The sequence below is a fragment of the uncultured Pseudoteredinibacter sp. genome (assembly GCF_947502065.1).
In the GTDB taxonomy this organism is placed as follows: Bacteria; Pseudomonadota; Gammaproteobacteria; order Pseudomonadales; family Cellvibrionaceae; genus Pseudoteredinibacter.
In genome coordinates, this window is sequence record NZ_CANMYE010000001.1 from 245,614 (window position 1) to 258,414 (window position 12,801).

General features: G+C 46.9%; 13 protein-coding genes. 4 read left to right on the plus strand and 9 right to left on the minus strand.

The window, feature by feature from the left end:
- Positions 1–145 precede the first annotated feature (145 nt).
- A complete protein-coding gene (purU, locus tag Q1A41_RS01040; protein ID WP_299973468.1) occupies positions 146–1,021 on the plus strand; it encodes a formyltetrahydrofolate deformylase in 876 nt (291 codons plus the stop codon).
- Between the two features lie 87 nt (positions 1,022–1,108).
- Here the strand turns inward: purU and Q1A41_RS01045 are convergent, their stop codons facing one another.
- On the minus strand, positions 1,109–1,318 hold the full coding sequence (locus tag Q1A41_RS01045; RefSeq protein WP_299772804.1) for a cold-shock protein: 210 nt from the start codon (positions 1,316–1,318) through the stop codon (positions 1,109–1,111).
- Positions 1,319–1,964: 646 nt separating this feature from the next.
- Between Q1A41_RS01045 and Q1A41_RS01050 the strand changes: the two genes are divergently transcribed.
- Entirely contained in the window at positions 1,965–2,177 is a 213-nt protein-coding gene (locus Q1A41_RS01050) for a carbon storage regulator (RefSeq protein WP_299772806.1), read from the plus strand.
- A 70-nt stretch (positions 2,178–2,247) separates the two neighbouring features.
- Here Q1A41_RS01050 and Q1A41_RS01055 read toward each other — a convergent pair whose 3' ends face one another.
- From Q1A41_RS01055 to cobB, 3 genes are all read right to left on the minus strand, one after another.
- Positions 2,248–3,570, minus strand: coding sequence for an aminotransferase class III-fold pyridoxal phosphate-dependent enzyme (locus tag Q1A41_RS01055; RefSeq protein ID WP_299973470.1), 1,323 nt, complete (start codon positions 3,568–3,570; stop codon positions 2,248–2,250).
- 195 nt (positions 3,571–3,765) lie between these two features.
- Positions 3,766–4,344, minus strand: coding sequence for a CPBP family intramembrane glutamic endopeptidase (locus Q1A41_RS01060; RefSeq protein ID WP_299973473.1), 579 nt, complete (start codon positions 4,342–4,344; stop codon positions 3,766–3,768).
- Between the two features lie 79 nt (positions 4,345–4,423).
- Entirely contained in the window at positions 4,424–5,140 is a 717-nt protein-coding gene (gene cobB / locus Q1A41_RS01065) for a Sir2 family NAD+-dependent deacetylase (protein ID WP_299973476.1), read from the minus strand.
- A 166-nt stretch (positions 5,141–5,306) separates the two neighbouring features.
- Here cobB and Q1A41_RS01070 point away from each other — a divergent pair, with 166 nt between their 5' ends.
- The gene (locus tag Q1A41_RS01070; RefSeq protein ID WP_299973479.1) at positions 5,307–5,864 is read left to right on the plus strand and encodes a dienelactone hydrolase family protein; all 558 of its coding nucleotides are present in this window, start codon (positions 5,307–5,309) and stop codon (positions 5,862–5,864) included.
- 56 nt (positions 5,865–5,920) lie between these two features.
- Here the strand turns inward: Q1A41_RS01070 and yegQ are convergent, their stop codons facing one another.
- Complete coding sequence (gene yegQ / locus Q1A41_RS01075; protein WP_299973481.1) at positions 5,921–7,321, minus strand: tRNA 5-hydroxyuridine modification protein YegQ; 1,401 nt, start codon at positions 7,319–7,321, stop codon at positions 5,921–5,923.
- A gap of 292 nt (positions 7,322–7,613) precedes the next feature.
- Here yegQ and Q1A41_RS01080 point away from each other — a divergent pair, with 292 nt between their 5' ends.
- Positions 7,614–8,765 (plus strand): sensor domain-containing diguanylate cyclase, encoded by a 1,152-nt coding sequence (locus Q1A41_RS01080; RefSeq protein ID WP_299973484.1) that lies wholly within the window; start codon positions 7,614–7,616, stop codon positions 8,763–8,765.
- Here the strand turns inward: Q1A41_RS01080 and Q1A41_RS01085 are convergent.
- From Q1A41_RS01085 to trmL, 4 genes are all read right to left on the minus strand, one after another.
- Positions 8,686–9,378: a glutaminyl-peptide cyclotransferase gene (locus tag Q1A41_RS01085; protein WP_299973487.1), complete on the minus strand. Its 693-nt coding sequence runs from the start codon at positions 9,376–9,378 to the stop codon at positions 8,686–8,688. The genes Q1A41_RS01080 and Q1A41_RS01085 overlap by 80 nt on opposite strands.
- Before the next feature lie 133 nt (positions 9,379–9,511).
- Positions 9,512–11,614, minus strand: a complete 2,103-nt coding sequence (gene mnmC / locus Q1A41_RS01090) for a bifunctional tRNA (5-methylaminomethyl-2-thiouridine)(34)-methyltransferase MnmD/FAD-dependent 5-carboxymethylaminomethyl-2-thiouridine(34) oxidoreductase MnmC (protein WP_299973489.1) — start codon at positions 11,612–11,614, stop codon at positions 9,512–9,514.
- Entirely contained in the window at positions 11,614–12,141 is a 528-nt protein-coding gene (gene fldB, locus Q1A41_RS01095; protein ID WP_299973492.1) for a flavodoxin FldB, read from the minus strand. Before fldB ends, mnmC begins: the two co-directional genes overlap by 1 nt.
- Positions 12,142–12,150: 9 nt before the next feature.
- Entirely contained in the window at positions 12,151–12,630 is a 480-nt protein-coding gene (gene trmL, locus Q1A41_RS01100) for a tRNA (uridine(34)/cytosine(34)/5-carboxymethylaminomethyluridine(34)-2'-O)-methyltransferase TrmL (protein ID WP_299973495.1), read from the minus strand.
- Positions 12,631–12,801: the final 171 nt, after the last annotated feature.

A 12,801-nucleotide genomic window follows, 5' to 3' on the forward strand; every position in this document is an offset into this window, starting at 1 on the left:
ATAAGCACTCCACAACGAATTTAGTATTGTTCTCGGGGCTCTTGTTTTCGAGCAGCCCTAATATAGGTGGTTGCTGTAGCACTATAGCAAATTGCAGCGCAGATGTGCTTGTTACATTTTCGCTAGATAAATTAAGAATTAAACAATGAATCAACAAAGCGAGTTAGTATCGGAGATTGTCTTGACCTTTAGCTGCGACGACAAGCCCGGAATTGTGGCCGCTGTGGCCAATCTGTTTGCCTTACAAGGCTTTAATATCCGTGAGTCATCTCAATTTGAAGATGTGCATAGTAAGCGCTTCTTTATGCGTACGGTCTTTGAAACGGCCGAAGGCAGCAAACCGATAGAGGACATTAAATCCGCTTTTAGGGCGGTGGCTGAACGCTATAGCATGGAGTGGTCTTTATGTGATCTACACCGACGCATAAAAGTAGTTATCGCTGTGTCTAAGTGGGGGCACTGTTTGAATAATCTGCTAAACAGTTGGAAGCGTGGCAGCTTAGCAGTGGATATTGTGGGGGTAGTATCTAACCACGAAGATATGCGTGAGTTGGTTGAGTGGTACGGGGTTCCTTATTACTTTTTACCCGTAGGACCCGACAATAAATCAGAACAAGAAGCGCAGATTTTGGAGCTTATTGATAGCGTGTCTGCAGACTTGCTTGTATTGGCGCGTTATATGCAGATTTTGTCGCCTAAAATGACTGGGGCGTTGCAAGGCCGTGCAATCAATATTCACCATTCGTTTTTGCCAGGTTTTAAAGGCGCGAAGCCGTACCATCAAGCGTATGCAAGGGGCGTTAAGCTTATTGGCGCTACAGCGCACTTTGTCACAGAGGACTTGGACGAAGGCCCGATTATCGAACAGGATGTGGAGCGGGTGAGCCACGTCAATCAACCGGAAGAATTGGTAGAAATAGGGCGTGATATTGAATCGCGAGTGTTGGGAAGAGCGGTGCGCTGGTTTGCGCAGCAAAGAATCCTACCTAATGGCAACAAGACCGTAGTCTTTAGCCGCTAGTCACCGGTTTGCTATATACCTACAAACAAACGGCGCCGTGCTCAAGGCAGGGCGCCAATCGTTTTGAAACGAAAATTTCCAGCTGAATTAAAGCGGAACTACGTTTTCTGCCTGAGGGCCTTTTTCGCCCTGAGTTACTACCATGCTCACACGCTGGCCGTCTTGCAAACTACGACGCCCTGTACCTTCAATGGCACTGTAATGAACAAACACATCTTTACCGCTTTCTTGCTCAATAAAGCCGAAGCCTTTTTCATCGTTGAACCACTTAACGGTTCCTTCAACTGGACTGGACATATCTCTCTCTTTCTTCTTGTTGCTCCGCATTTGCGGATCCAGGGCCTCAATCATTGAGGCATTTACCAACCTGGATTGGCTGGATTCGTGTAAAAACGATAGGCGAAGGTTCAAATGCAAATCGCTTTCAACAAATACTTGTACTCGCACCTTATTATTGTGGTTATGGCTGCTGCGATCAGAGAGGATCTCAGTTGCACAACGACTACTTTGATGCAGAGATTCTGACATATAATTTCCCTCTGGGAAACTCATTCTGCCTATACAGAAACGATTTTTGCCAGATCAATGTTTCAATTCGATGACTTCGTCAACAAATTCCTGCTTTCATCTACCTTCTAGGTAGTTGACTAATTCTCAGACCTCTGTGTGATTTTACGGGATTTGTTCACCATTGGACCCTTTCCATGCTTACGCATGAGTCAAATAAACTACTTTTTGTGACAGAGTTAACTTTCCAGTGGCGTTGAATCGTTACTCACATTGATAGACGGCTAGCGGCAGAGCACCAGCGACAGCGGTTTTGCACAAGGAGTAGTATCAGCGGTTGATCAAGTGAGTAGTGGCCATTGGAAGGATAGCCAAACGGTACTTCATGGATGGGGAATTTGGCTGAGGAGAAACGTAGTAATTTTGGACTTTAATCATGCTTACCTTGACACGAAAGGCCGGCCAAAAATTGATCATCGGCGATGATGTTTGTATAGAAATTGTGTCAATATCAGGTCGCCAGGTCGCTGTGGGTGTTAGTGCGCCCGATTCGGTGAGAATCTACCGTGAAGAAATTGCACCGGAAGGCTTGCTTGATAGCATCATGGACAGCTTGCATAAGAAAAAAGCGAGCAATGGAAATAAGTAGGGGCAGCTCAGCTACCCCTCTTATTTTGTAAACCTGCCATTTTAGATAGATTCTGAAGCCTTGGCTGAAGCTATTGGACTTCCGTAATAGCTTCAAGTAGGGCGTCGAATATCTGATCGATATGGCTTTGTTCGATAATCAGCGGAGGTGACATCATAATGGTGTCGCCAGCGGCGCGCACAGTGATACCTTTCTCTAAGGCCTTGGCGGCAACGCTCTGAGCCCTTGTCATTCCTTCGATACCATTCGCCGCTGGACCACTCTTAAAGTCAATGGCACCCACTAAGCCCCAATTGCGAACATCAGTAGTTAGCTCGCTATCATCTAAGCGGTGAATACCGTCTTCCCAGGCTGAGGAAATCTGCGCAGCACGCTCGAATAAATTTTCATTTTTGTAGATGTCCAAAGTCGCTAAGGCTGCCGCACAAGCAACCGGGTGCGCCGAGTAGGTGTAGCCGTGGAAGAACTCTGGTGCATTCTCAGGGCCTTGCATAAAGGCATCGTGAACTTCTTGGCTGACCAGTACGGCTCCCATTGGGACTGCACCATTGGTTAAACCTTTAGCGGTGGTAATGATGTCTGGTGTAACGCCAGTTAAGCCTGCAGCAGTACCATCACCCATGCGGCCGTACGCGGTGATCACTTCGTCAAAGATTAATAGAATGTCATTGTCGTTACAGATTTGACGAACCTTCTCCAAGTAGCCTTTAGGAGGAATTATCACGCCACCGGCCCCGGCCATTGGCTCGATAATAACGGCTGCAATATTGCTGGCATCGTACATAGCGATTTGCTGTTCCAGCTCATAGGCCAGCTTATCGGCGCCATGCTCGCCCTGACCGCGACTAAAGGCATTCTCTTCTAGACGAGTGTGACTCAGGTGAGAAACCTCTAAGCCTTGGCCAAATACCGCACGGTTAGGGGTTAGGCCAGCAACAGAAACACCACCCATGTTCACACCGTGGTAGGCCTTCTGGCGCGCAATAAAGCGGGTTTTGCCACCTTGGCCGCGTTTACGCCAGTAAGCCCTAGCTATTTTTAAGGCTGTATCGACTGACTCTGAGCCAGAATTGGTGAAAAATACGCGATTTACGCCAGCAGGAGCAATTTCTTCTGCCAGGCGAGTGGCTAGCTCAAATGCTTGCTCATGGGCAAAACCAAATGGGTTGGCATAGTCCATTTCCAATAGCTGTTTATGTACTGCTTCAGCGATTTCAGGGCGGCTGTGGCCTGCATTGGTGCACCATAGACCGGCAGTGGCATCTAGAATCTCGCGACCATCGGCCAGAGTCATGGTCATGCCTTCGGCTTTTGTGTATATCTTAGGGTTCTTTTTAAAAGCACGGTTGGGGGTGAAAGGCAGCCAGTAGTGCTCAGTATTAATGGTGCTCATAGGTTTCTCGCTCTTTAAACAGTGGCTAATCTAGCCTAAATACAATTCAATAAACCCTGGCAGCATAGGTAAGTTTAATGCGTCGGTAAATTATTATTTATCTACTTAAAGGTTGGGTATTCTAGACTTAACTTCTGCGGACACACCCAGCTTAGATAGGGCCCGCTAATAGTAAGTTGGATGATTGCTGAGAGCTTAGAGTTGCCAGTTGTTTTTCTTCAGCCAGCAAAGCGCCAGTACATCGTAAAAACCATGCCAGACGACGACTAACATCAGGCTGTCGCTAGCTTGGTAGACGTAACCAAACAATAGCCCCATAACGAAGGTGATCAGGAAGTACATCCAAGAAAGACCGTGCAGGGCCCCAAAGCAGATTGAAGCCAAAACTATACCTAGGTGGGGTGTCCAACCCTCAAAGTCCAGCAGGTTTACCAGCCAGCTTTGCAAGAAGCCACGAAACAGCCACTCCTCTGAAACACCCGCTAATATCCCTATCAAAGCAAGCTGTGGGTAACTGAAGTGGCCGATGAGGCTTTGGTATTTTGCCAGGTCTCGGTTGACGGCTTCTTTAAGAAAAGGCAGGCACTTTTCCATGATTAGCAGTGCCAGCATCATGGCACTGGCCAGTAGCAAGCCTTGCAAAATGTATTCGAGGCCTGAAAAGCTATTTAATTTGTCTTGCCAGCGAGCCAATAATAGACCCAATACACATATAATGAATTGGCTGCGTATAACCTTGCTATAGGGCACCTTGTCCTTGGCGATATCATCCATTGCAAATAATTCCTGTGCGCGTTTATTCGGGTGTTGATTATTTAGTTTGTGATTGTTAAATCAGCGATTATTTATACCATTAGGGCAAAAGAGCTTCGAAGTATTCAGCAACTATTTGGGTCGCTGGTCCATAGTGGCCTTCATCAAATTGTCCACCAGAAGCTTCGAGGTTCAGCTCAACCGTATGGGCGCCATAAGCCTTGGCTAATTGTACAAAGCCAGCGGCTGGGTAAACTTGGCCAGAGGTACCAATAGAAACAAAAATATCACAAGCCAATAGTGCTTGCTCTATTTCATCCATAAACATGGGCATCTCACCAAACCAGACGATATCTGGACGTAACTGTCCAGGGCTTTGGCAGCAAGGGCAGGGACGATCGATGCTGATTTCCTCTTTGCAAGGGTAAACCTTGCCGCTTTGCTGGCAACGGATTTTCAGCAACTCACCATGCATATGCAGTAGTTTTTCGCTGCCGCCTCGTTCGTGTAAATCGTCTACGTTTTGGGTTACCAGTAAAAAGTCGCCCAGGCCAGCCTTACGATAGCTTTTTTCAAATTCTGCGAGTGAGAAGTGAGCTGCATTGGGTTTCGCCTTTTCCAATAAAGCGCTACGTCGCATATTGTAAAAGCGTTGTACTAATTCTGGGTTGCGAGCAAAGGCTTCAGGTGTGGCAACATCCTCGACGCGATGTTGCTCCCACAGGCCGCCATTATCCCTAAAGGTATCTAAACCAGATTCTGCCGACACTCCGGCGCCGCTTAACACGACAATATTGCGGCTGTCTTTTTGGTGCATAATCGAAAATCCAATGAATTTAGCTTCTGTTGTTATGGCAATTCTGTGTGCTATGTTACGTCGTATTGATTGAGTTTGCTAAGATCAATGTCTGTTGCTATTAAATGTCTGTTTTATTAAAAGTAAAGAGCTCAAAAACTGAGAAGGGTAGGAGTGATAAGAGTATATGCGTATTGTTGTTGCAGCTGATATTTTTGGAAGAACAGATGCGTTATGTAGCCTAGCTGCCTCATTACCCTTTAGCACTGAAGTCGTTTCTCCCTATGCTGATAGTGAAATAAGTTTTCACAATGAACAGGAGGGCTACCGCTATTTTTCTAAACATGTTGGTATCGAGGCTTACGCTGCTTCCCTCTTAAATCTTATCCTCGAAATATCTGAACCTATCCAGTTAGTCGGTTTTAGTGTTGGAGCGGGAGCAATTTGGTATCTGGCAGGCCATCATAATCCTGACAATGTTATTTCGGGGATAGGCTTTTATGGCTCGCAGATTCGACATGCTAGAGAAGTTGAGCCGAATTTCCCAATTCACCTTATTTTTCCTGAATCGGAAAGCCATTTTAGTGTGGATAAGCTGATAGAGGATGTCACTCAATATCGGGCTGTGTCCGCAGAGCGATCAGCTTATTGTCATGGTTTTATGAATCGTCGTTCGATAAATTTTAATGCCGAAGCTTACGAAATTTATTTGGAGAAGCTTAAACAGAAAATCGAAGAGGCTTGATAAGCAGAGGGAAAATCTGGGCTTTGCTCAATTGGCTAAGCCCAGCTAGAAAAGGCTTAGGCGGTATAACGCATCAATAGCGTATAATCAGCATCTTGTTCAGATAACTGAATGTGTTCAGGTAAATCAATGGTTACCTGATGGCCAGAACCTGGCGCAGTTTCGGCATCCTGCCCGTGTTTATCCAGCATATGATCCAGAGTAAAGCTATGGTTACCTTGCGGGGTAATCAACTCTAATTTATCTCCTACACTAAAGCGGTTTTTCACTTCTAGGTGCAAGCGATTGTTGTCACTACCATTAACTTCAGCAACAAACTGCTGGTTTGGATTGGTCGAAACGCCTTTTTCATAGTTTTGATATTCAGCGGGCACATGACGGCGATAGAAACCTTCGGTGTAACCACGGTTGGCTAGATGCTCAAGCTCGGCCATTAGGTTCTTGTCAAATGGCTTGCCGGCCACCGCATTATCAATAGCGCGGCGATAAACTTGTGCGGTTCGTGCTACGTAATAGTGACTTTTGGTGCGACCTTCAATTTTCAGAGAGTGAATGCCCATATTCACAAGGCGCTCAACGTGCTGTACAGCGCGTAGATCTTTGGAGTTCATAATGTAGGTGCCGTGCTCATCTTCATAAGCTGGCATCAATTCGCCGGGACGGTTCTTCTCTTGTAACAGCACAGGCTCTACTTCATTGACTCCACTAGGATCGTAATCTTTGGGGGTATAAACCGCAGATAGGTCATCGGTGTTCACTGGGTTTTCGCTGCTGCGCACATCGCGTCGCTGATCGACGGCGATGAGGTCGCCCGTCTCGTTTTCTTTAGCGCTGTGGGCATTGTATTCCCAGCGGCAAGAATTGGTGCAAGCACCTTGGTTTGAATCACGGTGGGTCATATAACCAGAGAGCAGGCAGCGACCTGAGTAAGCGATGCAAAGCGCGCCATGGACGAACACTTCAATTTCCATCTCTGGGCATTGCTGGCGAATCTCTTCGATCTCATCCAGTGATAATTCACGGGAAAGAATCACCCGGCTAATGCCTTGGCGTTCCCAGAATTTCACCGAAGCCCAGTTAACCGCATTGGCCTGAACTGAAAGATGCACTTCTTGCTCTGGCCAGCGATCCTTCACCATCATAATGAGGCCAGGGTCCGACATGATTAGCGCATCTGGGCCCATCTCGATGACAGGCTCTAGATCGCGGATATAGGAACGAACCTTGTCATTGTGGGGCGACAGGTTTGAGGCCAGATAGAACTGTTTACCCATACCGTGGGCTTCTTCTACCGCCGATGCTAGGTTTTCCAGCTTATTGAACTCGTTGTTGCGCACGCGCAGGCTGTAACGGGGTTGGCCCGCATAGACGGCATCGGCGCCATAGGCAAAGGCATAGCGCATGGATTTTAGGGTGCCAGCGGGTGAAAGTAGTTCAGGGGTAAACGGGGTACTCATAAAGCCTTAGTTCTATCTGGGTTAATTGGGGCGCGCATTGTACGGCAAGCTGGCTAGATTTTCATCACCTGAATCGGCCTGATTTCAGTCTGTAAGCGCAATTTGGGCAGGCAGTTAAACCCCTTAGTTTGTTTAATAGCCCTACCTTTGATCGGTTTGTTAATGGCTTTGACGGATTTGTTTGAAGAATTATTAACTACTGTCGATAAGCACATTGCGACCCAAGCTTGGTGTTGGGCGCGCTAGGCGGCATGGCGGCCTGTGTAAAAATCGGTAGCAAGCAACGGCGACGATGAATCTAGAGCAAGAAAACAAGCGATTGCAGGGTACAGTAAAGTTACTGCTGCGACGTATTGAACAAAATCACAGCATTCAGCAACATTTTCACACTTTTGAGTTTAAGTTGCTGGCTTGTCAGTGTCTGCGTGACTTGTTGAATTTGTTATTGATTGAGGCCCAACGCCATTTCAATTTATCTGCGGTAAGCCTGGTCATTATTGATTCGGATTATTCTATTCGTGAGCTGATGGATCAGTTAGACCTCACCGATTACGGCTCCTGCCTACAAATGCGTAACGGCGTCGATTTTCTAGCGACTTTGTACCCCCAGCAGCATGAAGTGACTTTGGGCGATATGGATGTGCTGACTGCTGGGCGGATATTTCCTGGCGCTGGTCGGGTTGTCTCTAGTGCTTGTATGCCGCTTGTAAGACAAGACAAGCTGGTAGGCAGCTTACATTTTGCCAGCGATTCGACAGAACGCTTCCAGCCAGACATGGCCACCGATTTTCTTTCCCATCTTGCCTCCATTGTGTCGCTGTGTTTGGAAAACTGCATTGGCAGAGAACATCTGAGTCGTCAAGGCAAAGTGGATATGCTGACTCAGGTGAATAATCGTCGCAGTTTTGAAGCTGAATTGGAACGGGAGCTGGAGCGAGCACAGCGTAACCAAGAGCCTTTGAGTTGCATGTTTGTCGATGTTGACCACTTCAAGCAAATTAATGATCAATTTGGCCATCAGGCGGGAGACTTGGTGCTTAAACATTTGGCCTATGAGGTTTCGCTGCAACTACGGAAGACTGATTTCTTGGCTCGTTATGGTGGCGAAGAGTTTGTTGTCTTGGCACCACGCTGCCCACAAACGAATGCGGAGCGTTTAGCTGAACGAATTCGTGCAGCTATTGAGAAAATGGCTATAGATGTTTGCGGCAGTAAAAAAGTTCGCCCTACAGTCTCGGTAGGTTTAGCAACTTGGTGTCCAAAGCAGCAAGGACGTTGTGATTTGCAGCTTGTGGGGCATGGTTTGTTAGCTGCCGCTGATGAGGTGATGTATCAAGCTAAGCGTGGCGGCCGCAATCGAGTACTTAGTCAGCGTTATGAGCTGCTTGAGTCTGCGGCATCTTCAAGCGGATTAAGTGGCGCTTCGGCCAAAGCTTCCCAGTAACCCAAAACGCATCTTGTTCTTTATCATAAGCAATGCCATTTAAAACAGCCTCTGGGTGTTGGTTTTCTTGTGCCAATTGACTGAGGTCTAGCTGGTATAATACCTCTCCTGTCTCTGGGCTTATAGCAATGATGCGGTTCTCTTGCCAAATGTTTGCCCACACTAAACCTTTGGCGCATTCGAGCTCATTAAGGTTTTTCCAGTGCTGTTGGTCTGGGCTATGCACCGCTATGGTCCGGCTTAATTCAAAGCGCGCATTAAACTGTTGTAAGTCATTACTGCCATTGCTCATAAATATGTTGTCACCAAAGCTACACAAACCCCAGCCTTCGCCTCGGTACTTAAATTGTGCTAATGGTTGCAAGTCTTTAGTATTTAGGACCAGCCCTCGTTGCTGGCGCCAGCTCAATAAAAAAAGCTTGTCGTTTTGCACGGTTAACCCTTCGGCAAACCAGTGTGCAGGTAGGCGTTTCTCCAAGATTTTTTTGTTATCGGGGTAGCTGCTTTTTCGAATAAAAGAGCGGCCATAGCCTCCGCTACTTTCAAATATATGCGCTTTTGAGATCTCCCAGCCTTGAGTAAAACTAAGCTTGTCATGGCTGGCGGTTTGCAAGACCTCAAATTCAAGTTGCGTGGGGATGGGCCTTTGGTCTGCTAAACAGTGCGCGCTAAGCAGTCCGCCCACCAAGCTTAATAAGTGTACAGGCCATCTTCTACATACAGCTCTTATCAACAAAACAATATTCCTAGTGCTTGGCTTTGCGTCGAATCATATCACGAATAATAAAGCGAGCCGGGTTAAGTGCTTTACGTAATTTGGCTCCCATGGGGCTTGGGCTGCCCTGTATCTGGCTAAGCAGTTCCGCTGCAGCTAAGGGTGCATAGCAGAGTCCGCGAGATCCGTAGGCTAGGCTGACGTAAAGATCTTCATGGTAGCTACCGGCATGGGGAATGGCGGCCTTTGCGTTACGTGATAATAAGTTAAACCTGCTTTGCATATCTTGCTGCTTGGGTGCTGGGCCTAGTATAGGTAGATAATCCGGACTGGTACAGCGTAGCGCCACACGTCCCTTTAGAGCGGCGGTGTTTTGTTCTGTAGAGCTTCCAATTTCCAAAGCGTCAAAAATACTTGGGCAATCTTCCTCTAGGTGTTTTAAGTTGCTGTATTGTTCTTGCTCTTTGAGCTCTAATGATTGCTCTTTTAAATTAAAGCTTGCTCCTAAACAATGTTGCTGGTTGTTGGCTGGCGCTATGTAACCTTGACCGCAAATAACGGTTTTAAGTTCATTGCTACTTTCGGTGGCCGGCAGATAACTGACCTGCCCACGTACAGGTTTTAAAGGTAGCCCAGCTGTTTGTTCAAAGCGTTTAGCTTCATTGGCATTGGCGATTATCAATATGTCAGAGCTGTGAATTAGGGATTGGTTTTTGTCATAGCATTCCCAGTGTCCTTCCACTCGTTCAATTGTTTGCACCTCTTGCTGAATATGAATGGTGATGTTTGGGTGTTGGCACAGTGCATTGCAGGCGCTAGCGGGATTCAGCCAGCCGGCTAAAGGAAAGTACAAGGCGCCATGTTTAAGCTCTACGCCTGCGGCTTTACTTAATTGCCGCGCATCAAGTTGTTGCACAAAATCAGTGGTGCAGCCAAATTGACTGAGATAGGAGGTTAGTTTTTCTTGTTGCTGACATTGTTTTTCTGTTGTCGCTAGCTGAGCGACGCCACAGAGATCGGCCTCGATGCCCTGTTGAGTTTTAAAATGATGATAATAACTTTGCGCATAATGTAGGCATTGCAAATTAAACTGGCTTAGATTTTCGGCTCGATGAGACAGTTTTGCATAGAGTACCCCTTGGGGGTTGCCTGAGCCTTCTTGTGCTAAAGCCTGCTGGCGTTCAATAATACGTACTTGAAAGCCAGCTTCGGCCAATGCTCTGGCCGTGCAGCATGCGGCTATGCCCCCGCCAATGATATTAACTTGTTTTTTGAAGGTGCTTTTTTTGCGCAGTGCTAAAGCCCAAGGCGCTTCGTGGGGGCAATTGTGTGCGGACTCTGGCCAATTTAGCGATTCTATTTCGGGCTCATGAAAAGAACCGGACATCATCTCACGCTTAAGGCCGTAGCCAGAGCTTTTTTGCATATCAAAGCCTAAGGCAATGAGGCCTTTACGAACGGCAGAGGCGGCTGTAAATGTCGCTAGACTTGCACCATCCATGCTAAGTTCGGCAATACTTTGCAATACTTCTGCTCGCCACATATCCGGGTTTTTAGCGGGCGCAAAGCCATCCAAGAACCAAGCATTAATTTTGCGGTTGTATTGAGCGAAGCGCGGATGTTGACTGTGATATAGCTCTTTAAGCCCTTCTGCAACATCACCGATAAACAAATTTAAACTTACCGAGGGAAACTCTAAGCGGTGCCAGCCGGGGCTTGTCAGGCTGGGATAGGCTTCACAAAGCTGCTTTATTTCCGCACTTAAGCTAGACCATTGTTCCAGGGCTTTAGAGAGTTGTTGGCGGTTTAGTGGATATTTTTCAAAACTGTAGAATTCCAATTTGGAATTGTTGTTGCTCTGTTGCCACAGCTGCCACGTGGTAAGAAAGTTGAGGCCGGTTCCAAAGCCTGTCTCTGCCAACCGAAAGACCTCATTCTCGCCGAGTTGTTTGAAGCGAGATTCAAGTTGGCTTGGTCGAATAAAGTTATGCTGCGTTTCTTCTAAGCCATTGTCACTGGAAAAGTAATAGTCATCGAAGCGTTGGCATATTGGATGCTGATCTTCTTCCCAGCGAATGTCAGCTAGAGATTGCTGAGCATTTGCTTTTGATTCGGGCTTTTGCGTTTGTGTCATTAGGTTTGAAATTCCGCCATGATTTGCTGACACCACTGGCTTATTCTTGCTTCGGTTTGTTCAAATTCATTTTCTTCATCTAGTGCTAAGCCCTTAAAGAGGGTTTCGTCTTCAGTCAGTGCTGTAGAGCCATCAAAGCTATAACCTTGGTTTGGCCAGTAGCCACACATTTGTGCACCCAGTGCAGCGACCTTATCGTGTAAATAGCCCATAGCATCTAAGAACCACTCTGGGTAACCCACTTGGTCACCCAAGCCGAAAATGGCTACTTTCTTCCCACTGAAGTCAATATCGTCGATATTGTCCCAGCAATCTTCCCAGTCTTCCTGCAGTTCGCCGTAGTCCCAGGTAGGGATGCCAAAAAGCAAGTACTCGAAGTCCTGGGCTTGAAGAATATCTTCCTCAGCGATATTGAATAGCTTGATGCTAACATCAAACTTGTCTTGTAACTCGGTTTGTATCTTTTCCGAAGCGATCTCTGTGTAACACGTTGAGCTACCGTAAAAGAGTGCTATTTCTGTAGTCATGCTGTATTTCTACTCACCTATCCAGTCGGCGGCGCCGGTAAAATCCAATTGTCGCCAAGCTTCGTAAATCAACACTGAGGCGGCATTGGACAAATTCATGCTACGGCTTCCTGCACACATTGGTAGGCGCAGGCGTTCAGTAATTCGTTCGTGGTAGCGAATCTCGTCAGGTAGCCCCCTTGTCTCGGGGCCAAATACAAAAAAGTCACCGGCTTCAAACTTGCACTCACTAGGGGCTCTATGGGCTTTAGTTGTCATGGCAAATAGCCGTTTAGCTTGGCTGTTGTCTAGGAATGCCTCCCAATTGGGGTGCACTTTCATATCCTTGTACTCGCCATAGTCCAGGCCAGCGCGGCGCAGGCGCTTATCATCAATGGCGAACCCGAGCGGCTCAATTAAGTGCAGTTGACAGCCTGTGTTGGCGGCCAAGCGGATGATATTGCCGGTATTGGGGGGTATTTCCGGCTCAAACAAAACAATTTCAAACATATTTTAATACTACAAGCTGCAATACAAAGTGGATAAGGGCGACATTCTACCTCCTTATTTCAGCGCGATTGTAATCCCTATCCTACTATTTATGAAAAGCAATTAAAGATCTTATGAAAACCGCTAAAGATCGGTCAAATTTGTCCGATGTTATAAACAACGATGCTACAT

What these genes read in the sequence shown, in the direction of transcription:
- Q1A41_RS01070 (WP_299973479.1), top strand. Translation starts at nt 5,307, where the DNA reads ATGCGTATTGTTGTTGCAGCTGATATTTTTGGAAGAACAGATGCGTTA.
- trmL (WP_299973495.1), bottom strand. Translation starts at nt 12,630, where the DNA reads ATGTTTGAAATTGTTTTGTTTGAGCCGGAAATACCCCCCAATACCGGC.
- yegQ (WP_299973481.1), bottom strand. Translation starts at nt 7,321, where the DNA reads ATGAGTACCCCGTTTACCCCTGAACTACTTTCACCCGCTGGCACCCTA.
- Q1A41_RS01050 (WP_299772806.1), top strand. Translation starts at nt 1,965, where the DNA reads ATGCTTACCTTGACACGAAAGGCCGGCCAAAAATTGATCATCGGCGAT.
- Q1A41_RS01060 (WP_299973473.1), bottom strand. Translation starts at nt 4,344, where the DNA reads ATGGATGATATCGCCAAGGACAAGGTGCCCTATAGCAAGGTTATACGC.
- fldB (WP_299973492.1), bottom strand. Translation starts at nt 12,141, where the DNA reads ATGACTACAGAAATAGCACTCTTTTACGGTAGCTCAACGTGTTACACA.
- Q1A41_RS01045 (WP_299772804.1), bottom strand. Translation starts at nt 1,318, where the DNA reads ATGTCCAGTCCAGTTGAAGGAACCGTTAAGTGGTTCAACGATGAAAAA.
- purU (WP_299973468.1), top strand. Translation starts at nt 146, where the DNA reads ATGAATCAACAAAGCGAGTTAGTATCGGAGATTGTCTTGACCTTTAGC.
- mnmC (WP_299973489.1), bottom strand. Translation starts at nt 11,614, where the DNA reads ATGACACAAACGCAAAAGCCCGAATCAAAAGCAAATGCTCAGCAATCT.
- Q1A41_RS01055 (WP_299973470.1), bottom strand. Translation starts at nt 3,570, where the DNA reads ATGAGCACCATTAATACTGAGCACTACTGGCTGCCTTTCACCCCCAAC.
- Q1A41_RS01080 (WP_299973484.1), top strand. Translation starts at nt 7,614, where the DNA reads ATGAATCTAGAGCAAGAAAACAAGCGATTGCAGGGTACAGTAAAGTTA.
- cobB (WP_299973476.1), bottom strand. Translation starts at nt 5,140, where the DNA reads ATGCACCAAAAAGACAGCCGCAATATTGTCGTGTTAAGCGGCGCCGGA.